This is a genomic window from Cyanobacterium sp. HL-69, assembly GCA_002813895.1.
Lineage (GTDB): Bacteria > Cyanobacteriota > Cyanobacteriia > Cyanobacteriales > Cyanobacteriaceae > Cyanobacterium.
The window spans coordinates 1,213,309-1,237,955 of record CP024912.1 but is presented as its reverse complement, the minus strand read 5'-3'; the positions used below and the strand labels follow the sequence as shown (position 1 = coordinate 1,237,955).

The following is a 24,647-nucleotide window of genomic DNA, read 5'->3' as shown; positions in this document are numbered from 1 at the left end:
CCTTAAAATTGAACAATGATTATTACAATCAATAAAATTCTATGACAGAAATTTGGGGAGCAATTATTGTTTTTGTGGTATCCCCCATTATCGGGGCTATTCCTCTGGTGGATTGGTTTACCTATGCCGTATCAGGAAAAGAGTTAAAAAAATTAGGGAATGGTAATATTTCCGTGTCGGCGGCTTTTTATCACGGTGGTAGGGCGGCAGGAATTTTGGCGTTTTTATCGGAGGCAGGAAAAGGTGTTGCGGTGGTTTTAATGACTAGGGCATTTTTTCCCCTTGGCTCATCATGGGAGATAATGGCTTTAATTGCCCTTGTCATGGGGCGTTATTGGGTAGGTAAGGGCGCTGGTTTAACTAATGTTACTTGGGGTATCATCGCCCATAATCCCCTAGCAGGATTGTTGATTTTGTTGTTAGGGGGTATTAGTTTTACGATTTTTCGTACCCGTAAAGGGGGGCAAGTTGGTTTTTTGGGTTTAATGGTGGTGGTGTTATCGGCTCAAAATATTAATTCCCCAGAATATATTTTTGTCACCATTGGCTTAGCTGCGTTATTATTGTGGGTTTTTGATCAGATTTCTGATGAGGGGGAGTTTAAATCTAGTCAAGTATTTTCTTTTTTTCGGGGCGATAGTGGGGTAACTTCTCTTTCTCAGAAGCTAAATCCTGAAAAGGTGGGGTATAAGGCGGCAAATCTTTCTTTGCTGAAGCAATGGGGTTATAGTGTGCCTGATGGTTGGGTAATTAGGGCGGGGGATGATTTGGATACTTTTTGTGATTTTGCTAACCCTTCTATACAAAATCCTTTGGTGGTGCGTCCTTCGGTTTTGGATAAGGATTCTTTGACGGTGTCGGCGGCAGGAATCTATAAGAGTTATCTCAATATTACTGATGTGGCTACCCTCAAGCATAGAATCATCGATTGTTTATCATCTTATCACAGCGCGATCGCCCTTAATTATCGCCAAAATAAAGGTACCAAAGAAAAATCTTTGATGGTAATTGTGCAAAAGCAAATCAAGGGAGAGTTTTCGGGGGTTGCTTTTAGTCGCAATCCTATCAATCAACTTGATGATTGTATCTGCATTGAAGGGGTAGCAGGAGATACGAAGAAAGTGGTATCAGGGCAAGTTTCTCCTGAAAAATATCAAGTTTATCTTGCTGATGATGTGCTAAAAGGGCGCGGGAATATACCGCCATCGGTATTGTTTTCCGTGGCAAAAATTGCTAGAGAAATTGAAAGAACCCATAAGAATATCCCTCAAGATATAGAATGGAGTTACGATGGGCAAACCCTATGGATTTTACAAAATCGTCCCATAAGTACTCTCTATCCCCTTTGGACAAGGAAAATTGCTCAGGAGATTTTCCCCAAACCTCTACCTCATTTGTCTTGGGGAGTCCATAATATTTTAATCTCTGCTGTTGCTAGGGATATTGTTTCTATTATTTTACAAGATAAAAGGAAGGATTTAGAGTTTAGTAAAATAGCAATTTTACACTATAGTTATGGTTATTTTAATGCAACTTTATTAGGGGAAATTTTCCTTTTAATAGGATTACCTCCCGAAAGTTTACAGTATTTAACCGATGGCGAAAAATTTGCTAAACCTTCTCTTTCTTCTATCCTCAAAAACATCCCTACATTATGGCGATTGTTAGTCAAAGAGTGGACTTTATTTAAAGATTTTCAAGTTAAGAGCGATCGCACTTTTAATCCCCTATTAGACGAACTAGAAGAAATAAACCCTCAAGAATTAAGTAATCAAGAATTATTACAAAGAATAGACGATATTTTAGAGGGTTTAAAAACTACTACTTATTTTAAAACGTTAGCTTATTTAAGCTACATTATTCGTCAAACACTTTTCAAGGTCAATGCGCAAGATTTAGACAATCAAAACATAACAGAAATAAGAGCCATTGAAGAACTAAAACAAATTGCGATCGATACCCGCAATCTTTTCTCTGGTATTCAATTACAAGAATTAGAACCCCAAAATTACCCCTCCTTTTTTGCTACCCTTTCCGAATCAAGCGACGGCGAATCAGTCATAAAAAGACTTAATGAATGGTTAGAAAAATATGGTTATTTGAGCGAAATTACAACAGATATATCTGTACCTCGATGGTCAGAAAATCATCGTATTATGAAGATAATGTTTACTAAATTTGTCGCTGATAACTCCATAAAAACTATAACTAATAATAAGTTAAAAATACAAAATATACAACAAAAAATAGTACAAAAAAGATATGAATTAAAAGGAGAAATAGTAGATATAAATAATAAGCTATTTTCTCATCTTAGATTTACCTTTACCGCTTTAGGAGAAAAACTATACCAAGATCAATTTTTATTAGATGAAAAAGATATTTTCTTCCTTAAAATCTCCGAAATCAAGCAATTAGTAAACCAAAAAACTGATCACCAACAAACTATCAGTATCATCGATAAACGTCAACAAAAATGCCAAGAATACAAAGAAATTAAAAAAATTCCTTACCTGATATATGGCAAAAGTCCCAAAATTAATATTGATAGTAAAATATCTCCCAAAACCTCCCAAAATAAACTCCAAGGCATTCCAGGCAGTATGGGCATCATAGAAGGAAAAATCAAAATTGTTCGTACCTTAACCCAAAATATCAACATTGACAAAGAAACTATCATCATAGTCCCTTATATCGATGCCAGTTGGTCATTAATTCTTGCCCAAGCAGGAGGCATCATCATCGAAATTGGAGGACAACTATCCCACGGGGCAATTATAGCTAGAGAATATGGTATTCCTGCAGTGATGAACATTCCCCAAGCCTCCAGAATTTTACGCAACAATCAACGAGTGCGCCTTGACGGACAAAAAGGTATTGTGGAAATCTTGTAAATTGGGATACCCTTTAATATAGCGTTTATTAGAAAAGTAATGATGAGTAATTTGTTCCATATATTGGATTAATTAATACTAATTTAGTTTGAGGATGTTCGATAATAATAACATTGGTTTTTAATTAAAATTTATGAATGTTTTAGACAGTTTAGAAAATAAATTAAATAGGACTTTATCTTTTAAAAAGATCGTTGCCTCTTTGGAGATGAATAATAATAAATTACATATTCATCTCGATTTTAGTAAATCTGCTAATGAAGAAAAAAGAAAAGATTACTATATACTCCTTTGTAAAACGTCAATTGGTCAAGAAAAACCTCAAAAATTTCAAGAATTATAGTCAATCAAAATAAGACTGAGACATTTAGCTAGTACAATAATTATAAATTATTTCATATAAAGTTATTGTACTATCGCTATACATTTTTGCTCTTTTTAAAGCACTAAAATCGTGTTCAATATCATTTAAATCTGGTGAATAAGTTGGTAAAAACATTACTAGATGACCTGCTTCTTCTACTAATTCTTTTATCATATTTTTTCGGTGGATTGGTGCATTATCCATTATTAGTATTGAAAATTGTTTTAGTGATGGTAATAAATACATTTTTAGCCATGATTCAAAACTTTCTGCATTTAAACTTCCTGTAAAGATCATTGGAGCAATAAAATCTTTTTCTTTCTTTCTTCTTCCTGCTACTAAATTTTCTCTTTTTCCTCGTTTTCCTTGTTTCTCATCATAAATTTTTTTTCCTTTTTTTGACCACCCATAAATGCAAGTACTTATTTCCTCAAATCCTGACTCATCAATAAATACCATACTCTTACTTCCGTATTTTTTGACTAATTCTCTTAATTTTTGTAAGTATTCTATTCTTTGTTTTCTATTTCTTTCTCTATAACGTAACTGTTTTTTTTTCTTGTTATGTTCATTTTTTTGAATGCATGAGATATTGCTGACATTGTTACTCCAAATTTTTTCGCTCTATCTATTAATTTATCATCTGGATTTTTCACTACATCTTCATATAGTGCTGATTTATCTAATTTTCTTTGACGAGTTTTGACCACTGTTGGTCTTAAATCTTTTCTATTCAACCATCTATATATTGATGCTCTTGATATTCCAAATATTCTCGATGCTTTTGTTACGTTACCTCTATTTTCTACATAGTCAATTACTTTTTGTCTTAATTCTATATCATGGGGCATTATACTTAAATATAAAAATAATTACTTCATCCATTATTTTACCCTTGATTGGTTCATACTTAAGTAAAGTGACTATAATTATTTCTGCAACAAAAAATCGCTCAATGCTATGGAAAGAAAAATTTCATCCGGAAGAAGAAATTGAAAAGATTATCGATAGAAGCAGAGAAAAAAATGATTTAATAGATGATGTATTATTAGAAGGGTTCGCTTTTCAAAAAAGAAAAAGTATTAAGCCTGCAGGAAAAGTGGCAAGGCAATTAACAGAAGAATTGTTATGTTTACTGGACAATGATGCAAACAAAGCCGAGGCTATATTAAAAACTTTGGTTAATTTTAATGTTGATCACTCCATCGAGTGGTATTTAGAAAAGGCTGTGGAAAAAGTGTTAAAAGAAAAAAATGCTCATCTCAATAACAGTAAATAACATTCTCGGTTGTGACTAACTTTAGAGTTTAAACATTTTATATTAACAATTGATATGTGCCTCTCATATCTCCCCACAATGGGGAGATATATTTTTATAGCAAAATTTAGGCTACAGGTTGTTTTTTAGCTTCCTCTTCTTGGGCGAGAAATTTTTCTAACTCAGTGAGAGCATCCGCATCAACCTTGGTTTGCATAGGACAGAATTTAGGACCACACATAGAGCAGAATTCCGCAGTTTTGTAAATATCTGCCGGTAAAGTCTCATCGTGATATTCTTTTGCTCTTTCAGGATCTAAAGATAACTCAAACTGACGATTCCAGTCAAAGTTATAACGAGCCTTAGAAAGTTCATCATCTCTGTCTCTTGCGCCAGGGCGATTACGGGCAATATCCGCCGCATGGGCTGCAATCTTATAAGCAATAAGGCCATTACGTACATCTTCCGCATCAGGTAAGCCTAAATGCTCTTTGGGGGTAACATAACATAGCATAGCAGTACCATACCATCCTGCCATGGCAGCACCGATCGCACTGGTGATATGATCATAACCGGGGGCAATGTCAGTAACTAAAGGTCCTAAAACATAGAAAGGAGCTTCAGAACACTCTTCCATCTGTTTTTTAACATTAAACTCAATTTGGTCCATGGGTACGTGTCCAGGGCCTTCTACCATCACCTGTAAATCATGTTCCCATGCACGGCGGGTAAGTTGTCCGAGGGTTTTTAACTCAGCCAATTGAGCCTCATCGGAAGCATCATGGGTGCAACCAGGGCGCAAAGAATCCCCTAAACTGAAAGATACATCATACTTTTTGAAGATTTCGATAATATCGTCAAAATGAGTATAAAGAGGGTTTTGTTTATGGTGATGCAACATCCAACGGGCGATAATACCGCCACCACGGGAAACAATACCAGTAATACGATTACGTACTAAGGGTAAATGTTCGATTAAAATACCAGCGTGGATAGTCATATAATCAACACCCTGTTGGGCGTGTTTTTCGATGATATGTAAGAAATCCTGTGCTGTTAAATCCTCGATATTACCATGGACACTTTCTAGCGCTTGGTAAATAGGCACAGTACCGATGGGAATAGGAGAAGCATTGATAATAGCAGTACGAATTTCGTCTAAATTACCGCCCCCAGTGGACAAGTCCATGAGAGTATCTGCTCCATATTTCACCGCTAAATGAAGTTTATCTACTTCCTCATCAATATTAGAACTATTAGGAGAAGCCCCAATATTGGCGTTTACCTTACACCTAGAAGCAATCCCAATGGCCATAGGCTCAAGGTTAGGGTGATTGATGTTGGCGGGAATAATCATTCTACCCCTTGCTACTTCATCTCGTATTAACTCAGGGGGTAAATTTTCCCGCTTTGCTACATAGTGCATTTCTTCTGTTATCATACCTTGACGGGCATAGTGCATCTGAGACACGTTAGCCTGTCCCCGTCTTTTCGCAATCCATTCTGTTCGCATATTTTGATCCTCTATAAACAGCTTTCCTACGCTGGTATTACCCAGTCTCAGGTTCTAAGGGTTTTTCTCAGCCTAATTATTTAGACACCCCTAGCTATGGTTAGATCTTACCATTTATTTTTGTTGAAGGAAACGGAAAAGCTATGGAGAACTGATAACAAAAAAAATCCCCTCCGTTAAAAGAGGGGTTAAAATTATTTACAGATAAATTATTAATCAATGGTTGGAGCCCGGAGGGTTACAAATTGATTTTCGGTTTTATCAGCAATTTTAGTCTCTACCAAGCTAGGTACGGAGTTTCTGAGTAATGCCGTAAGTTGGTTGGTGGTGCTGTCATAAATTTGGGTGACAATCTTGGGATATAAACCAATACCGATGATAGGAATGAGTAAACAAGTGATAATAAATACCTCTCTGGGTTCGGCATCAATTAATTTGCTGTGGGATACTAATTCTTTATTCTCTGGGCCATACATCAATTCTCTGAGCATAGAAAGGAGGTAAATGGGGGTTAAAATGACTCCGACGGCGGCTAGGGATACCATAATAACTTTGAAAATTGTGCCATAGGCATCGCTAGTGGCAAGTCCGATAAAGATCATTAATTCTGCCACAAAACCGCTCATTCCTGGCAGGGCAAGGGATGCCATCGAACAGGTTGTCCACATGGCAAAGATTTTTTTCATGCTTTTACCAACTCCCCCCATTTCATCTAACATGAGGGTATGGGTGCGATCATAAGTAGCTCCAACCATGAAGAATAAACTCGCCCCGATTAAACCATGGGAAATCATCTGTAACATGGCGCCACTCATACCAATTTCGGTAAAGGAGGCGATACCAATTAAGACAAACCCCATGTGAGAAATAGAGGAGTAGGCAATTTTTCGTTTCAGGTTACGTTGGGCAAAGGAGGTAAAGGCAGCGTAAATTATGTTTACTACCCCCAAAATGATCAGGATAGGGGCAAAAACTGCATGGGCATCGGGTAACATTCCCGCATTCATACGGATGAGGGCGTAACCACCCATCTTGAGCAAAATTCCAGCCAAGAGCATATGGGCAGGGGCAGTGGCTTCTCCGTGGGCATCGGGTAGCCATGTGTGGAGGGGGAAAATGGGTAGTTTGACACCGTAGGCAATCAAGAAACCACCGTATAGTAATAGTTGGAGGTTTAAGCCGTAGTCCTTGTGGGCGATCGCACTCATGTCGAAAGTGACGGTATCCCCGTAAAAAGCCATAGTTAAAGCCCCTACAAGAATGAATAACGAGCCTCCAGCAGTATAAAGGATAAATTTGGTAGCCGCATAAAGTCGTCTCTTACCGCCCCATATAGACAGGATGAGGTAAACAGGTACTAATTCCAATTCCCACACAAGGAAGAAAAGTAACATATCCTGCACAGCAAAAACGGCGATTTGTCCCCCATACATTGCCAACATCAGGAAGTAAAACAACCTAGGTTTGAGGGTTACAGGCCATGCCGCCATAATGGCGAGGGTAGTGATAAAGCCCGTTAACAAAATAAGGGGCATGGATAAACCATCTACACCCACCGACCATTTTAGGTCAATGTCTGGTATCCATGTATAGCTTTCCACCATCTGTAGATTGGGGTTATTTAAGTCATAACCTTGATAGAAGGCATAAACGATTAAAACGAAGTCTATTAAGCCCACAGTGAGGGCAAACCATCTTATGGTTTTACCGTCTTTGTCTGGTATGACAAAAACGAGAAGAGAGGCAACAATCGGTAAAAGAATGATTGTCGTTAGCCAAGGAAAGTTTGTTAAATCCATTTGTAACTTGAGAAATATTTATACTTGTTATCTAAACTGGTTATATACATAAGTTCTAACAACAATCTAACAACTATTTTCGGAGATCTAACATTTCGTAATGTAAATTTTTGTTTTTCATCAACATGGCAATGGAGAATTGGCAATGATGATAATATTTAAAATATTGGGCGTTGCTTAATCATGGTATGAAATATTATCAAATTACAGTAAATATCCTATCTTATTACCATTGCCCATTCCCTGTTCCCTGTTCCCCACCCAAACCAAGAATCATATCTAAATTCAGCAATACCAAATATTGAATGTTTATCGTAATGTAACAGTATTTCAAACCATCATTAAGCAAAACCTAAACCCTACCACCTAAGCCCTATGATTAATCAATGGAACATTGCCCCCATCTACGATATTCCTAAATGGTTTCAAGATATTGTTCAGGAATACACCAAGAATATTCCCACAAAGGGAGATTTTGTGTCTCAACTCCTATGGCATCGGGGCATAAGGGAAGAAAAGGAATTACACACTTTTTTAGATAGTCGTAACTATAAACCTACATCACCTTTTGATTTTGGACAGGAGATGAAAAGGGCGGTAATTCGCCTTAATCAAGCATGGGAGAAGGGGGAAAAAGTCTGTATTTGGGGTGATTTTGATGCGGATGGCATTACTTCTACTTCGGTTTTGTGGGAAGGGTTAGGACAGTTTTTTGCTCAGGAGTTACAGTTAAGTTACTATATCCCCAATCGTCTCAAGGAATCTCATGGGTTAAATTGTGAGGGTATTGATAGATTAGCCCAAGAGGGTATAAGTTTGATTGTCACCTGCGATACGGGTAGCACTAATTTAAAAGAAATCGACTACGCCAATGAATTGGGCATAGATATAATCGTTACTGATCATCATACCTTACCAGACGATCGCCCTCAGGTGGTATCCATTATCAATCCTCGTTATTTTAAAAATACTCATCCCCTTTATCATCTGTCGGGGGTAGCGGTGGCTTATAAGCTAGTAGAGGCTTTGTATGAGGCTTTTCCTGATATTCCTACCCAACCCGTAGAAGATTTACTAGATTTGGTTGCCATTGGCTTAATTGCTGACTTGGTGGAGTTGAAGGGAGATTGTCGTTATCTTGCCCAAGAAGGGATCAAGAAATTACAAAATACTAACCGTTGTGGGGTTAAACAATTACTACAATTATGTAAAGGTAATGGCGATCGCCCCATGGACATTTCTTTCGGTATTGCACCCCGTATCAACGCTGTGAGTCGCATCCACGGAGACGCTAGTTTTTGCGTCAAATTACTAACAACCAAAAATCTCAAAGAAGCCATCACCTTCGCCAACCAAACAGAAGAAGCCAACCTTAACCGCAAAGAATTACAACAAACCGTATTAAAACAAGCCCATAAAAAAGTAGCTGATTTAGACTTATCCACCACCGCCGTTATCGTCTTGGAAGATAATCAGTGGGAAACAGGAGTTTTAGGATTAGTTGCCAGCGCCATTAGTCAGGAATATGGGCGCCCCTGCATTCTCCTTAGCACCATGAAAACCAGTGACTCTAACAATTTAGCACGGGGTTCGGCTCGTTCGGTCAGTGGCATCAATTTATATGACTTAGTTTTCTCTCAAAAGCATCTTTTATCAGGTTTTGGGGGACATCCCTTCGCCGCTGGTATGGCTTTACCCATAGAAAATGTACCTCTATTTCGAGATGGTATCAATCAAAAATTAAAGCAAAAGTTAGATATAACCAAATTACAGCCCATTATTGATATAGATTTGACCGTTACAGTTTCTCAATTAACCCAAGAGTTATTTAAGGAATTAAAATTAATTGAGCCTTGTGGCATGGGTAATTCTGCCCCTAAATATTTAGTTAAAAATTGTTGGTTTACTGATGTACGTAATAAAAATATTTCTTCTAAAAAGAAAAATAAAACTATTAAATATTTAGTGACTTCTTTTAAACTTTGTGATAGCAGTAAACCTGATGGAATTTTTGGCAGTTGGTGGGGACACAGTAGCAGTGAAATTCTTTCAAATCAGAACTATGATGTGGTAATTGAGTTTGATTATAATAAATTTAATAAGCAATACGAACCCAGAATAGTTGACATAAAAACCAGTCACTCTGAATTAAATTTAAATGTTAGTGAGTCTCCTACTGTTAAAAATAATATTGTTTTAAAAACTAATAATAATTCAGAAACATTATTTAATAAAGATTTTCATAAACAGAAGTGGATAAACTTTTTAGGAATAGTAAAATATTTAATTAACCATCAACAATCTATTGACATAACAATATTTCAAGAAAAAGTTGCTATGGGCGATCGCACCTTAGAATATAGCTTAAGAACCATTGAACACTTAGGCTTTATTCACACCATAGAAAATAATAATATTTATTTTTCAAGCATAAAAACAACCATAAACGAAAAAGAATACTTAAAAAATCTTCAAAAAACCATCGCCATAATAAAAGAAGAATACCTACAAACCCTACTACTAAACAAATAAAAAAATCCCCCTTAAAAAAAAGAGGGATTTTTCGTAACTACAGTGAAATATTTATTATGCCTTAGTGGGCAATGTCGTAGGAGCTAACTTGATATTTTTAGCTAGTCCAAACAAAGATAAAAGTTTAATGGTCATCCAAGTTAAATCCACTTCCCACCACTGTAAACCATGACGAGCAGAGTATTGATAAGCATGGTGATTATTGTGCCAACCTTCTCCAAAAGTTAAGACAGCAACCCACCAACAATTGCGAGAATGATCATTAGAATCATGGCTCACATAGCCAAACTTATGGGTAGCACTGTTTACAAACCAAGTTACGTGGAATACCACCACTAGGCGTAAAAAGATACCCCAAACCACGAAAGACCATCCACCCCACCAGAATAGTAATAATCCTAGGGCAACCTGAACAGGAATAAAATATTTATCGCACCACTTATAAAAAGGATCATTTTGAATATCCTTAGTATATTTAGGTACAAGTTTATTAGCAGGGTTTTTAATAAACATCCAACCCATGTGACTCCACCAGAAACCCTTATTAGAATCATGGGGATCGCCTTCATGGTCAGAAAATTTGTGGTGGACTCGGTGTAAACCAACCCATTGAATAGGTCCACCTTGACAAGCTAAACAGCCGCACAATACGATAATGTATTCTAGCCATTTAGGAGTTTCAAAGCTACGGTGAGATACCAAACGATGAAATCCGAGGGTAATACCAATACAGGCAGTTAACCAATAAAGTACGAAAAAAATGCCCACTGCGCCCCAGCTAAAATTGCTAGGTAAAAAGGCAAAAAGGGCTGCTAAATGAATAGTAGCCATGTATATAATTATATTCCACGCTAGTGGCGCTTTTTCTGAAGTTGAAACTGTCATTTTTATGTTAGAACTCGACTATTCTTTACTTATTTTATTTTCATATCTTGTCAATGGAAGAAGTTTTCAAAATTTTAATCTTAAACTTTCGTTCAAACTCATCGGACAAGTACAAAACAGGTATTTGTATTGGTATATAACTACCAATTTTCCCAGTTTGTTATTTTGACATGGATGTCAGTGTTAATAAATTATATATCATCCACTGATAGTATCAAATTATAATTTACAATGGCATATTAGTATTATCCTTCTATTTCTATGGAGTAAGTTCGACTTAGTATAAGTTATGAATTACTCGTTTAAAAATTTATTTAATATCTTTTCAAAATGAACCAAATTTTTCAGGCTTCTTCTCCAAGACAAATCAAAGAAATATTAGACTTTTGTAATGTTAATTCTATAAAAATAATAGAATGGGATAAAAATCCAAAATGGCAAAATAAAATTAAAATGGCTGGGTTGGCGGATTGTATTCCTCGTTACTTAGTTTTTCCAAATACCACCGCCATGCTATCACAATTAGTAAGTTTTGCCTATAGAAATCATTGGCGAGTTATCCCCACTGGTGAAGCCACGAAGTTGTCTTGGGGGGGAGTGCGGCAACCAGTTAATCTCTTAATTAGCATGGCTAACCTTAATCAAGTGGTAGAACATGGAGAGGAAGATTTGGTTATTACCGTTCAAGCAGGGATGAAAATTAAAGATTTAAATAACTTTTTAGCCTCTAAAGGTCAGTTTTTGCCCATTGACCCATTTTTTGAGGAGGAGGCCACTGTGGGAGGAGTGGTGGCAACGGCGAATAATCTTTCTTGGCGTCAACGGTATGGTGGCGTGAGGGATTTAATTTTGGGTTTATCTTTTGTCCGTGCTGATGGCGAAGTGGTTAAGGCTGGGGGCAAGGTAGTAAAAAATGTGGCGGGGTATGATTTGATGAAACTGTTTACAGGATCCTATGGTAGTTTAGGAATTATTACTCAGGTTACTTTTCGTCTTTATCCCCTTGTTGCCCATTCTAGTTCTATTTTTGTAGGGGGGGAAAAGGAAGGGTTAAAAATATTAAGGGATACGGTGACTAAATCAGGATTAACTCCCACCATGGCAGATTTTGTCTCTCATTCCTGCTCGAAGGTTTTGGGTAGTGATGATGGTTTTGGTTTGGCAATGCGCTTTGAGAGCATTAAGCCTAGTGTAGAGCAACAAATTGAGCAGGTACAAAGTTGGACAAAGAATTTGGGCTTATCTTCTCTGGTTTTTTCTGACTCCCAAGAGCTTGATTTTTGGAAGGATATTAAAATAACTGATGCTCCTATTCTTTGTAAGGTAGGAATTTTGGGTAATAGGATTGTAGATTTTTTGGCAACTTTCGAGAGTCAGGGATTTATTAATATTAGTAGCGGAGTTGGCTTTGTTTTCCTTGAACAAAATATCCGAAGCCATCAGGTTAGGGCGATGCGTCAATTTTGTGAAGACAATGGCGGTTATTTATCCATAATACAAGCGCCCCTAGAACTAAAAAAACAAATCGAACCTTGGGGATATGTGGGCAATGGTTTAACTATGATGAAAAAAATTAAGGAAAAATTTGACCCCCAAGAAGTTTTTAGTAATCCTCTTTTTTAGGGTTTTTGTGCGATCGCAGAGTGGTAAATTTCACCTAATCGCCCTTTTTTTCTTGACAATCGCCCTTAAATTCTCCTCTTATTGAGGGGGGTTAGGGTTGAGGGAAAATCAACGCTTTATTCCCCCCTTATCACAAGGGGGATGAGGGAAAATCAAACCCTATTTACTACAATTCTCAGTTATCTGTGCCTTCTGTTTTGGTTCAATGTAAAGATTTTCCAAAACTACTCCAGCCGCCGCAATCCAAGGAGGTACAATCAACGCCCCGATAATGCCCAACACCTGCACCCCTCCCAACACCGCAAGGAGTTGATATAAAGGCTCAACCTTAACACTAGAACCAACCAAGAGAGGATCTAGTACATAGGTTTCTAAGTTTTGGATAACAAGGAATAGAAGTAACACCCACAAAAATACCCATCCCCCCTGAGCAACAGCTACAATAAGGGCGGGAATAGAACCTAAAACGGGTCCAAAAAATGGTATCAGGTTAGTAAACCCTGCAATTACCCCTAAACCGAGGGCAAATTCATTAATACCTAAAACCTTTAAACCGATGGTAATGGTTACACCCAACACAAGGGAGACTAAGATTCTACCTTGAATATATTTACCCATTCTTTCGGTGACAGGATCAAATTGAGCTTTAATTTTCTTATCCCATGGCTCAGGAAATATTCTCACAAATCCTTTTATTAGTTTATCAGAACCCGCAAGGAGATATGCTGATAATAAAATAGAAAGGATCAGGTTAAGTGTTCCCCCTACGATACCTCTAGTGACCCCTAATGAGCTTAGAAGCAACTTTTGGCTCGATCTGACCCCCCAAGAGATGAGGGCCTGTAAATCAAGAAGTTGGTCAATTAATTCCAATGCTCTAGGTTCAGTAATACCAAAGCGCATGACTAAACTTTCAGCAGTGTTACTAAGAATATCTAGGTACAAAGGAAACTTTTGTATTAGTCTTTGTAGTTGAGTAAATACCGTGGGGCCAATTACCAATCCCCCTCCTACAAGGATACCAATAATGATGAGGTAGGCAAGGACAACCCCTAACCAACGGGGGACAAATTTTTCAGCGGAGTCAACAATGGGGGCAAGGGTGGCGGCTAATACTGCCGCTATCATCAGGGTGACAAGAAGCCCTCGCAGATGCCAAAGTAGAATTAAGCATAAAATTAATGAGATTAATATTGCAAGACTACTGAGGGATATTTTTAGTCTTGATTCGTTCATAAACTTATGGATGTGATTATTTTATGGCTAGTATTATCTGTTTAATTCTACGTTGTTTTTTTGTTTTAATCACCCTTCTGGACTTTCTTCTTTGATGGCATTTTTGGCAGAAAATCCCCAAGTAAAAATACTAATAATAGTTATTATCATGACCCATTCTGGGGGTACTAAACTAGGCTCAATTACTTTGACGATTAATCTCAATCCCACTAAACCTACGGTAATAAATCCTGCATCTTCTAGGTGGGTATATTCTTCTATCCAACGGATAAATAGTTGCGCTAAAAACCGTAGGGCAATAACTCCAATGGTCCCCCCTGCGATAATTAACCATATCTCATCGGCGACGGCAATGGCGGTGGTTACACTATCGAGGGAAAAGGCTAAGTCAGTAACCGCTATCATGGGAATGGCTTGCCAAAGTCCTTGAAAGTTTAGATTCGATACTCCTTCCGAGTCGTCACTTTTGTTGGTGTAGTAACGAAAAACGAGCCATAATAAATATAGTCCCCCCGCTACGGAAAATTGCCAATATTTAATTACCCATGTGGCGGTGATAATGAGAGTGATACGCAATATATAGGCTAAAACTAAGCCCACGTTAAGGGCGTACTGTTGTTCTTTTTCGGTTTCTAACCCTTGGGCTATGGAGGCAAGGGCGATGGCGTTATCGGCGGATAAAACCGCTTCTAGGGCTACTAATATCACTAAAATAAATACGGTTTCAATACCAAAATCAATGGACGGATGTAAAACTTGGTCTAACATTAAGTATTTTGCCTATGGTTAACAGATTAATGACTAATATATCTTGAGTTTAAGGGATGATTTCAACTTTCCCCATAATTATTAATAATTAACTTGATTTCGGAATAACATTTATAGTCTTGTGAAGGTGTCAGGTATCGGGTATCAGGGAGGCAAGGGGTTTAAACCTCTTGTTGAATAGTTTGAATACGTTATTCATCGGTAGTTGTGACAACGACTTTGGGTTGAATGATGAATCCTTCTTGCCCTTGTTTAATTTCGCTAATACCCATAAATTGTTGTTGGTTATTATAAGTACGATAAAAGTTATTATTATCTTCTCCTTGATAGCTTAATTTTTGTCCTTGTTGCCATCTCCAACTTTCTTGATCATTTAGGTTTATGATAGGTAAATTTTGTAGGAGTAAATCGGGGGTAATTAAGGTTAGTTGATTGTTATTTTTTTGCTGTTCTAATAATTCTAAATTAATACTATTTTTTATCTCTAAATTACAGCTTAATGTCCTTTCTAATTTAGCTAAAGTTGCCCCTGTCCTTACTTTTTGCCCAAGGTCACGGGCGATCGCCCTTATATAAGTACCAGCCCCACAGATGATGTCTAAATCTAATTCTGGATAATCCCCTGACTGCCAACTAATAATTTTTATATCAAATATTTCTACCTTTCTACTAGGAATATTAACCTCTTTCCCTTGCCTTGCCAATTCATATAACTTCTTACCATTTTGCTTAATGGCACTATAAATGGGCGGTATTTGTTCTATATTGCCGATAAAATCAGGAATAAAATTGGAAATTATTTCTACACTTAAATCAGGACATTTTTCTTGGGTAATTATCTCTCCTTCTAAATCATCGGTGGTAGTAGTTAACCCAAATCTAACCTTTGCCCGATATGCCTTTTTGGTAGGTAAAAACTGTAATAAACGAGTTGCCCTACCTACGGCAATGGGTAGAACCCCCGTAGCGAGGGGATCTAATGTACCACCATGACCTACTTTCTTTGTGTTTAATATCCTTCTCACCCTAGCAACACAATCATGGGACGAAAACCCCTTGGGCTTGTGGAGGTTAATAAATCCCATTATTGTCATCACTAATTATCCCTACAATTTTTTAAACCACCTTATAGGTTAACAGGTTTATATTAAATATTTCAAACTTGTTGAGATTTTTTGATAGCTAACTCAAAACAGTTTTGGGTTTGTCTAATATTATTAAAACCATTTACACCAGGGAGACTAGAGTTTACAAAAGAGTTAGGAACAATATTTCCGTCCATATTACTGCCATCTGGTGAATTGACAACATCATTGAGAGTATAGGAGTTACAATCACTTAAGTCAACTTTTTCATGAACTTTAGCATAGAAATAGTCACAGAAAACTCTGTCTATGTGGGTTGTCTCATCAATAATCCAATCTTCGATGTTTGCCCCAGTTAGGTTTGCCCCTGTAAATTGGGCAGAAGTGGCGTTAACACCACTCAAATCAACTTGACTCAAATTCGCATCAATTAATTTGGTACTAACTAAAATTGCTTCGGTAAGATAAGAATTACTTAAATCCGCTTCATTTAACCTAGAATCGGTGAAGTCAGTTTTAATGAAGTAACATCCCACCATTTTTGCTTCCACTAGGTTACAATTGCGGATACTTACCTGACTCAAATCACTGCCATTTAATACTGCTTGATAAAAGTTAGTGTCATTAAATGATGCTTTGTGCGCTTCCGCATCTTTCATGGTTATTTTACTTAGGTTGGCACGATGAAAGTTAGCCCCTGTACAATCGGCATTATTAAGACTTGCACCTGTGAGGTTGGCTTCTCTTAGATTTACTCCTTTAAAGTTAATACCATCTAAATTACGGTGACTCAAATCAACTGCCCTTAATTCTGGAACGATGTCAGGATTTGCTTTACGCCACAAATTCCACTTCTGAACAGATGTTAACATTTTTAGGTGTTGAATTTGAGTAGTCATGGTTGTTTTTAAAACTTTTGTTTTGAGTATGTTTTGCTTCCTTAATCTAAGGTTAACATAACTTAACAAAGATTGTGTAGTTTTGTAACAGAAATAACTTTTGTTTAACCAAACGATGGACCAACTTTCTGGGGGGAATGGAGTTTGATGGGGTAATACGGGCTCTGCAAATAAAAGTAAGGGAATGAAACTAACAATGGGCTTAAGCCCATTGCCCATAAACAGTAAATAAAAGTAAGGTTTATAAATCAGATTGAGTATGAGGATTTTTAACCCCTTGTTATATTATGGCTTATCCCATGATGATTAGTTGACGGTTAATGAGCGATCGCACCTGATCTAAAGTACCATTAACTTGAGATAGAATATGTTCTACTGTCAAATTTTCATTAGGATTTTGGGAAGCTAATTTCATGAACTCAAACTCCCCATCCGTGAGAGTAACGGGTTGATAGTTATAATCGAGTAAACTTTTGCTCTCCCAACCCAACATACAAGGATTTAACTCTGGTTTAGCACCTAATAGTAATTGATCATCTTGCCATGTTTCCCGATGATGGGGGGATTTTGCAAGGAAAAACTCATAATGGGTTACATTGGAAGGATCTAATAATTCTACTAAACGATAACGTTCTTGGGTGGTTAATTGTTGTACCCGTTGTAGTAAATCTTCACTTTTGATTAACCTTTCTACTTGCCAAAAATCACGGTTAGAAAAATCTACAAATTCCAACCCAGAAGTATGGATAAACTCGAATAGACTATCAATATTGTAATCAAACTCATTGGGGTGAACATACATATCAGCAAAACATTCATCCCGTTGATTTTCCAATGCCCATCGTTCCTTTTCCCGTTGTAGAATACGGCTATATTCGGGTAATCCTGCAAATAATTTCCTACCTACCGCCACACCATCTCGATAATCTCCTATTTTATCTCCTTGGATAAGGGCGATCGCCCTTTGCATCAACAAAATCTCCCATCTACCCAACTCCCCATATACAAAAATGTGGAATAAACCATCATCTCCCAACTTATCCGCCAAGGCTTGAATCCCAATGACTGGATTAGGTAAATGATGCAAAACCCCCACCGAATTAATAAAATCAAACGAGCCTTCCAGCTCCCTTGCATTTTCCAAATTAAACTGGCGAAACTCAATACTACCCTGAAAATCTTTTAAAACTCCAGACTTCTCCAATCGTCTTTGGGCAGTCGCCAAAGCATTCTCACTAATATCCACCGCCAAAATACTAGCAGTAGGATTGTGCAAAACTAAATACTCCGTACTAGAACCAGTACCACAACCAGCATCCAATATTCTAACCTGTTTTTTATGAGGCTTTCTACCCTTACAAAAACTATAGGCTGATTGATAATGCCATCGCCAATTATACCCTGGAGGTGGCTCATCCAAAAGAGGATCAGGAGGAAAAGGATAAGTATTATATAATTTTTGAACTGCGTTTCTAACTTCAGACATAATCGCCCATCATAAATAAGTAAACCAATAACAATTTACCATTGAGCTACGCGCAACCAAGTAATATTATTTTGTCATCGTCAATAATTAATTTTCCCCTCAGCCCACAATTCAATGATTCTCAAAACTAAAATAATTCAACCTATCCTCGTCATTTCCATCTCCATTTTTAGCTCTTGCCTACTACTAATGTGGCGAATCCCTGGAATGGAATTAGTAGGAGTTACCCCCAATTGGCTACTAATTTGGTTAGTAGTGTGGAGTGTCAAAAGAAACTTATGGCAGAGTATGGTGGCAGGGATTTCCTTGGGTTTAATTTGGGATGGCATGAGTGGAGATTTTCCTACCCACGTTTTAGGATTAGCGGTAGTTACCCTTCTTACCAGTAATGTTTATGAAGACGAATACATCAAAGAAGATGTTATTTCTATCGTTATCATTGTCTTTGGTATGGCCATTATCAGTGACACCATTACCGCCCTTCAATATAGCCTACAAACATCTATTCCTTTGAGCGATATTTGGTTAAAATATCAACAAAATTCCCTCGCTTCAGCCATAATTACCAGTTTATGGACACCACTACTTTATTATCCTTTCAATCATTTTATGAATACTTCTAATAAAAAACCTCGTCGCTGGAAATAAATATTTGCTAAAACAAAGTTTAAACTAACTTTCACTCATTTTTTCTCGTCTTGACAAAATAAACAAACTGCCGTCTCCTCCCCTGCCAATTCTTAAATCTTTGTCAATATAGGTAATTGCTAAACTGGGGACTCTTCCTTGAGGGTTACGGGCATCAAATTCTTTGATAGGATCTAGCATGGGAGTTTTTATTGGTCCAATTTTTTTGATAGATAAATATCTTTTTTCAAAGTTGACATTGATGGTGTTGGTGGGTAGGCTTTTGTCGGGAGCAATTTTAGGAGCAAAACTAGCGGTAACTTTTACATAACCGTTAACCATTTTAGAGCTATGTTCCACAAAGGCGATGTTAAAAAAAGATACGTCTTGGATGTTAATTATTTGATATACCTGTCTGAGTTGAAAACCGAGGGGAAGTTTATTTAGTGAGCGTATTTCCCGTGCCGAGGAATATTGTAGTTGCCAGATGCCATCGAGTAAGTTGGTGGCGAATTGTAGGGGATTGGGAAAAGGGTTGAGGGCTTCGAGATTTGTGGTTAGATTTTCGATGGTTTGGGCTTCCTCATCCTTAATCATGGTGTCGGTGATGGGATAGTCGGGATTAATGTCAATGTTTAAGGCTGTATTTTTGATGGTTGAAAGTAGTTTCTCTTTGAGAATTGGGCGACTATTAATCATAGGAATTTAAGAATGAAAGTCAGATTGGATACTGATTGTGGGTATTATTAGGAATAACTAGGACGGCTATCATATTAATGTTTTAGCCTTTCTCCCTTTTATACTACAACCAATGTAAGATGTTTTAGCTTTTCAAGATGAGTGATAATCTAGTTATTGTTAATTCTCGTTATCAGCTTCTCCATAAGTTGGGAGAGGGTGGTTTTGGGGTAGTTTATTTGGCGAAAGATAAAAAAACGAATCAGCATTGTGTCATTAAACAACTTCATTCTGACCTTGAAAATACGGATATTGTCAAGCGCTTGTTTTACGAAGAAATCAAGATTTTAGAAAAGTTGGATCATCCTCAAATTCCTAGACTGATTGATTTTTGTAATGGGGATCAAGATTTTTATTTGGTACAGGAGTATGTTGCGGGGGAAACTCTTAGTTTGGAACTTAGGGGGCATAAGCCTTGGACTGAAACAAAGGTATTGGATTTTTTGGAGCAAGGATTAGAAATTCTTGATTATATCCACCGTCAGGGGGTAATTCACCGAGATATAAAGCCTGATAATTTTATTCGTCGTCAAGATGACCAAAAAATTGTTTTAATTGATTTTGGGGCGGTAAAACATTTTAATGTGGAACAAAGTCATATTATAAATCCCACGGTTGCTATTGGTACCCATGGTTATATGCCCAGTGAACAAGCGAGGGGAAAACCCCGTAAAAATAGCGATATTTATAGTTTAGGGATGATTGCCATTCAAGCCCTCACGGGTAAAAATCCCATTAGTTTGAAGGAAGATGAACAAAGTACGGAGATTATTTGGAGGCAGTTTGCTGATGTTCATTCCTATTTGGGAGATATTCTAGCTCAGATGGTTCGCACTGATTATACGAAGCGTTATCATTCTGCACACTTAGTTTTACAAGATTTACGACAGTATATTCGTTGGTATGAAACCTTGAAAGACCACAAGGGTAATTTAATGTTAGAGGATGGTGTTGAGATTGATCAGCATCAATCAACAACAAATTTTTTCCTTACCAAAAATCCGACAATTCTTAAAACTGTGACTCAGGGGTATTCTTTGAGTCTTGGGTTTTTGTTGTTTCTTGTGTTTGGCATTATTGGGGTAGGATTTTTTTATTATGGCAGTCGTCGAGTGGAGGCGACTATAGATAAACTACAATTTTCTCTGGTTAATCAAAATTTTCAAGAGTGTATTGAGCTTACAGAGTCAAATATAGCCGATAAAATTTCTCCTTCTGTTTTAGATGAATATATTGGTCAGTGTCGCCTCGGATATGCTAGACAACAAGCTCAACAGGAAGATTATCAAAGGGCGATCGCCATTATCCAAGCAATTCCCCCTCAGAATCCCCATTACCAAGAAGCAAATACTCTCATAGAAGATTGGACTCAAACCTATGAAAGACAAAGTGTAGATTGTCCCCCCAATGTATTATGTATTTGCCCAGGCCCCCTATGTCCCAATTAATAACACACCTCCCCCCAGAAACAAAAACTACGGTAAAATAATAGGGATGTCAGGACATATTAAGAAACAACCTGTCCACCAAAACAAAAAGTGTCGTTTATTGTCAAGAGTTATAAACATCAATAATGAAGCATACCATTTCTGTCTTAGTAGAAGATGAAGCCGGAGTATTGACCAGAATTGCAGGATTATTTGCCAGACGTGGTTTTAACATAGAAAGTCTAGCCGTAGGCCCCACCGAACAAGTAGGGGTATCAAGAATTGTCATGGTAGTACCGGGGGATGACGACACCATCGAACAACTAACCAAACAACTCCACAAATTAATTAACGTCATCAAAGTTACCGATATTACCAAAATTCCCTGTGTAGAAAGAGAATTGATGTTAGTAAAAGTTAGCACCAACAGCAACAACAGGGGCGAACTATTACAAGTGGCTCAAGTATTTAGAGCTAGAGTTGTAGATATAGCAGAAGATAGCTTAACCTTAGAAGTAGTAGGAGATCCGGGAAAAATGGTTGCCATCATTTCCATGGTCAGTAAATTTGGGATTAAAGAAATTTCTCGCACTGGAAAAATTGCCCTGACAAGGGAGTCGGGAGTTAATACCGAGTATCTAAAATCCTTAGAGACTAAAGTTTAAGGAATGCTCACTCTTATATTTGTCGTTTTAATCGTCTTACTAGGTTCGGCCATTTGTTCATTATCTGAAACGGTGCTACTATCAGTATCCGAACTCAAAGTAAAACAATGGGCCCAATCTAAAAAGCCTCCAGCATTAGCCCTGCTAAGAATCAAGCAAAAAATAAATCGTCCCATTGCCACCATCGTTATCTTAAATAACGTATTTAATATTGTCGGTAGTATCGTCATTGGTGGTACGGTTACTCAACAATTAGGAGATCAATGGTTAGGGGTTTTTTCTGGTGTCTTAACCTTCTTAATTATTATCTTTGGAGAAATAGTACCCAAAACCCTAGGACAAAGATACGCAGAGCCATTGTCTTTATTCCTTGCCATACCGATTAGGTATCTAACCCTTATCCTTAGCCCCATAGTTTGGTTACTGGAAAAAGCGACTCAACCCCTCACCAAAGGGCAGGTTTTACCCACCACCAATGAAACAGAAATTAGGTTTTTAACCCGCATTGGTAGAACTGAAGGAGTTATCGAAGCAGATGAAGCGGAGATGATACACCGAGTTTTTCATCTCAATGACTTATCGGCATCGGATTTAATGACTCCTCGCATTTTGCTTACTTATCTGAAAGGGGATTTAACACTGGGAGAATGTCAAGATTTTATTATTAATTCTGAACATACCCGTATTTTGATCATTCAAGAAAACATTGACAATGTAATTGGTACAGCCCTTAAACAAGAACTTCTTACAGCTATTATTGAGGGAAAAAAAGATCAAACCATTGCTCAGTTGGCACGTCCTGCCAATTTTGTCCCAGAAACCATCAAAGCTGACTATTTACTGAAAAAATTTCAAGATATTAGACAGCATTTAGTGGTAGTAATTGATGAATATGGGGGAGTAGCAGGGGTGGTTTCCCTTGAGGATGTTTTAGAAGTCTTAACGGGGGATATTGTGGATGAGACTGATAAAACGATTAATTTACAAGAAATTGCTCGGAAAAAAAGAGAGCGTTTATTAATTTCTAAGGGTTTGATTGATAGTTAGGTGGAGAATGGTGATAAAGCCTTGTTTAACAAGGGATTTAACCCCCTTGTCTAATTTGTTTAAGTCAAAATCAAACCACTACGGGCATAGAGAGCAACGGTAAGATAGTTTTGATCATTTTCTTGCTCATGGGAAAATGTGCCATCTCCGAATATGGTGTTACCAATTTTATGGTCTATGGGGATGGTAATGGTTTGGGATTGAGTACCATTGTTAATGGCTATGACTATTTTTTGTTCATCCAAAGTACGGGTAAATATATAAATATCTTCTTTGGCAAATAAAACTTGATATTTACCCCGTCTCAGGGCTGGATATTGATGACGTAGTTTAATTAATTCTTGGTGATAGTGTAAAAGATTTTTGTCCCATAAGTCTTCATCAGGGAAGCCTCTACGGGAATCGGGATCAAATCCTCCTGGTAAACCTACTTCATCACCATAATAAATACTGGGGGCGCCGGGAAATGTGAGTAGTAATAGGGTGCATAGTTCAACGGTTTTTTTGTCGTCTCCTGCAATGGTTAGTAGTCGGGCGGTGTCATGACTAGCAAGGAGATTTAGTTGGGTTAAGTTTATTTCCCAGTTATACATCTCCAATAATTTTTCCATTTTGTTCTGATATTCTTCGGCTTTGATGGCAGGATAAGGCTCATAACAGGGTATTTCTACATATTTTCGTAAAATGCGATCGCCCCCACAAAAAGCCATTGTCGGTGCGGTAAACAAATAATTCATCACCCCATCAAATTGACTACCATCGAGCCACTGACGAGCATCCGTCCAAATTTCCCCAACAATATAAGCATCGGATTTCACAGCTTTTACCCTAGTCCTAAACTCTTCCCAAAAACCCTCCTCCTCAATCTCATTAGGCACATCCAAACGCCATCCATCAATGCCCTGATGAAGCCAATATTCTGCCACCTGCATGATATATTCCTTCACTTCAGGATTACTGTGGTTAAACTGGGGCAAAGCTCGATTATTTACCCAAGAAGCATAATTAGCAGGAAATCCACCATTGTAAGCAGAAATAGGCCATTTTTCTACCTTAAACCAATCTAACCAAGGGGAATGAGGCCCATTTTCTAAAATATCATTAAAGAAGAAAAAACCCCTTCCTACATGGTTAAAAACACCATCTAAAACCACTTTTATATTACGTTTATGGGCTTGAGTTAAAAACTCTTGAAAAGCATAATTTCCCCCCAAAAGAGGATCTATTTGATAATAGTCATGGGTATGATAACGATGATTACAAGTAGATTGAAATACCGGGGTAAAATAGATGGCATTTATGCCCAAATTTTGTAAATAATCTAACTTATCAATCACCCCCCAAAAGTTTCCCCCTTTATATTTTTGTAGCGTGGGAGGGGTTTTCCATGGTTGAAGATTCGATGATTGCCAATAATTGGGGTATGGTTTTTCTGGTTTACCGACGGCAAATCTGTCGGGAAATATTTGATAAAAAACTGCATCTTTTACCCAATCTGGGGTTTGAATATTCATGGTAATTTTTTGTAATAATTTGTTTACTTTTGCCCTCAACTAATTTATTGATACTTAATTTCAGGTTATTCCTTGAGCTTTTTTCGTCATTATATTTCTAGTAATATAACTGAGGTTAATTTTAGTTATTTTCGTTCTAGGGATTATGAATCAAAAGTGATAGGGGAATAGATCTTACATTTAATGACATTGTACCCCGAATCGCTGAACTTGATAAGGCAGGATAATTCTTTGATTTTGAGGAAAATTTATTTTTTATGGTTAAATTTGAGTGAGTTTACTAATTT

General features: G+C 37.3%; 19 protein-coding genes, 1 pseudogene and 1 riboswitch. Of the genes and pseudogenes, 9 read left to right on the top strand and 11 right to left on the bottom strand.

What is annotated here, in order from left to right:
* The first annotated feature begins 41 nt into the window (after positions 1-41).
* Both AA637_RS05630 and AA637_RS05625 read left to right on the top strand, forming a co-directional pair.
* Positions 42-2,894 (top strand): glycerol-3-phosphate acyltransferase, encoded by a 2,853-nt coding sequence (locus AA637_RS05630; RefSeq protein WP_446684242.1) that lies wholly within the window; start codon positions 42-44, stop codon positions 2,892-2,894.
* A gap of 133 nt (positions 2,895-3,027) precedes the next feature.
* Positions 3,028-3,237 (top strand): hypothetical protein, encoded by a 210-nt coding sequence (locus AA637_RS05625; RefSeq protein ID WP_446684241.1) that lies wholly within the window; start codon positions 3,028-3,030, stop codon positions 3,235-3,237.
* 24 nt (positions 3,238-3,261) lie between these two features.
* On the opposite strand, the pseudogene AA637_RS05620 reads toward AA637_RS05625, so the two are convergent.
* Positions 3,262-4,109: pseudogene (locus AA637_RS05620) on the bottom strand (IS630 family transposase).
* A 68-nt stretch (positions 4,110-4,177) separates the two neighbouring features.
* On the opposite strand from AA637_RS05620, the gene AA637_RS05615 reads away from it, so the two are divergent.
* On the top strand, positions 4,178-4,537 hold the full coding sequence (locus tag AA637_RS05615) for a hypothetical protein (protein WP_446684240.1): 360 nt from the start codon (positions 4,178-4,180) through the stop codon (positions 4,535-4,537).
* 106 nt (positions 4,538-4,643) lie between these two features.
* On the opposite strand, the gene thiC is transcribed toward AA637_RS05615, so the two are convergent.
* Both thiC and AA637_RS05605 read right to left on the bottom strand, forming a co-directional pair.
* Entirely contained in the window at positions 4,644-6,029 is a 1,386-nt protein-coding gene (gene thiC / locus AA637_RS05610) for a phosphomethylpyrimidine synthase (RefSeq protein ID WP_446684239.1), read from the bottom strand.
* A 6-nt stretch (positions 6,030-6,035) separates the two neighbouring features.
* A riboswitch (TPP riboswitch) is annotated at positions 6,036-6,131 on the bottom strand.
* A 110-nt stretch (positions 6,132-6,241) separates the two neighbouring features.
* A complete protein-coding gene (locus AA637_RS05605) occupies positions 6,242-7,828 on the bottom strand; it encodes an NAD(P)H-quinone oxidoreductase subunit 4 (RefSeq protein WP_446684238.1) in 1,587 nt (528 codons plus the stop codon).
* 378 nt (positions 7,829-8,206) lie between these two features.
* Between AA637_RS05605 and recJ the strand changes: the two genes are divergently transcribed.
* On the top strand, positions 8,207-10,360 hold the full coding sequence (recJ, locus tag AA637_RS05600) for a single-stranded-DNA-specific exonuclease RecJ (RefSeq protein ID WP_446684538.1): 2,154 nt from the start codon (positions 8,207-8,209) through the stop codon (positions 10,358-10,360).
* Positions 10,361-10,414: 54 nt separating this feature from the next.
* Here recJ and AA637_RS05595 read toward each other — a convergent pair whose 3' ends face one another.
* Positions 10,415-11,245: an acyl-CoA desaturase gene (locus AA637_RS05595; RefSeq protein ID WP_446684237.1), complete on the bottom strand. Its 831-nt coding sequence runs from the start codon at positions 11,243-11,245 to the stop codon at positions 10,415-10,417.
* Positions 11,246-11,575: 330 nt separating this feature from the next.
* On the opposite strand from AA637_RS05595, the gene AA637_RS05590 reads away from it, so the two are divergent.
* Entirely contained in the window at positions 11,576-12,868 is a 1,293-nt protein-coding gene (locus tag AA637_RS05590; protein ID WP_446684236.1) for an FAD-binding oxidoreductase, read from the top strand.
* A gap of 159 nt (positions 12,869-13,027) precedes the next feature.
* On the opposite strand, the gene AA637_RS05585 is transcribed toward AA637_RS05590, so the two are convergent.
* From AA637_RS05585 to AA637_RS05565, 5 genes are all read right to left on the bottom strand, one after another.
* Positions 13,028-14,104 (bottom strand): AI-2E family transporter, encoded by a 1,077-nt coding sequence (locus AA637_RS05585; protein ID WP_446684235.1) that lies wholly within the window; start codon positions 14,102-14,104, stop codon positions 13,028-13,030.
* 69 nt (positions 14,105-14,173) lie between these two features.
* A complete protein-coding gene (locus tag AA637_RS05580; protein WP_446684234.1) occupies positions 14,174-14,872 on the bottom strand; it encodes a TerC family protein in 699 nt (232 codons plus the stop codon).
* Between the two features lie 191 nt (positions 14,873-15,063).
* The gene (gene truB, locus AA637_RS05575) at positions 15,064-15,960 is read right to left on the bottom strand and encodes a tRNA pseudouridine(55) synthase TruB (protein ID WP_446684537.1); all 897 of its coding nucleotides are present in this window, start codon (positions 15,958-15,960) and stop codon (positions 15,064-15,066) included.
* A 68-nt stretch (positions 15,961-16,028) separates the two neighbouring features.
* Entirely contained in the window at positions 16,029-16,856 is an 828-nt protein-coding gene (locus AA637_RS05570; protein WP_446684233.1) for a pentapeptide repeat-containing protein, read from the bottom strand.
* 292 nt (positions 16,857-17,148) lie between these two features.
* Positions 17,149-18,342, bottom strand: coding sequence for a class I SAM-dependent methyltransferase (locus AA637_RS05565; RefSeq protein WP_446684232.1), 1,194 nt, complete (start codon positions 18,340-18,342; stop codon positions 17,149-17,151).
* Positions 18,343-18,456: 114 nt separating this feature from the next.
* On the opposite strand from AA637_RS05565, the gene mreD reads away from it, so the two are divergent.
* Positions 18,457-18,990, top strand: coding sequence for a rod shape-determining protein MreD (gene mreD / locus AA637_RS05560; RefSeq protein ID WP_446684231.1), 534 nt, complete (start codon positions 18,457-18,459; stop codon positions 18,988-18,990).
* A gap of 24 nt (positions 18,991-19,014) precedes the next feature.
* On the opposite strand, the gene AA637_RS05555 is transcribed toward mreD, so the two are convergent.
* Positions 19,015-19,668, bottom strand: coding sequence for a PAP/fibrillin family protein (locus AA637_RS05555; RefSeq protein WP_446684230.1), 654 nt, complete (start codon positions 19,666-19,668; stop codon positions 19,015-19,017).
* A 137-nt stretch (positions 19,669-19,805) separates the two neighbouring features.
* Here AA637_RS05555 and AA637_RS05550 point away from each other — a divergent pair, with 137 nt between their 5' ends.
* The 3 genes from AA637_RS05550 to AA637_RS05540 all read left to right on the top strand — a co-directional run bounded on the left by AA637_RS05550 (position 19,806) and on the right by AA637_RS05540 (position 22,846).
* Entirely contained in the window at positions 19,806-21,155 is a 1,350-nt protein-coding gene (locus AA637_RS05550) for a serine/threonine protein kinase (protein WP_446684229.1), read from the top strand.
* A 125-nt stretch (positions 21,156-21,280) separates the two neighbouring features.
* The gene (ilvN, locus tag AA637_RS05545) at positions 21,281-21,799 is read left to right on the top strand and encodes an acetolactate synthase small subunit (RefSeq protein WP_446684228.1); all 519 of its coding nucleotides are present in this window, start codon (positions 21,281-21,283) and stop codon (positions 21,797-21,799) included.
* Positions 21,800-21,802: 3 nt separating this feature from the next.
* Positions 21,803-22,846 carry a hemolysin family protein gene (locus tag AA637_RS05540; protein ID WP_446684227.1) on the top strand — a complete coding sequence of 348 codons (1,044 nt, stop codon included), beginning with the start codon at positions 21,803-21,805 and terminating at the stop codon, positions 22,844-22,846.
* A gap of 59 nt (positions 22,847-22,905) precedes the next feature.
* On the opposite strand, the gene AA637_RS05535 is transcribed toward AA637_RS05540, so the two are convergent.
* Positions 22,906-24,360 (bottom strand): glycoside hydrolase family 13 protein, encoded by a 1,455-nt coding sequence (locus tag AA637_RS05535; protein ID WP_446684226.1) that lies wholly within the window; start codon positions 24,358-24,360, stop codon positions 22,906-22,908.
* Positions 24,361-24,647 lie beyond the last annotated feature (287 nt).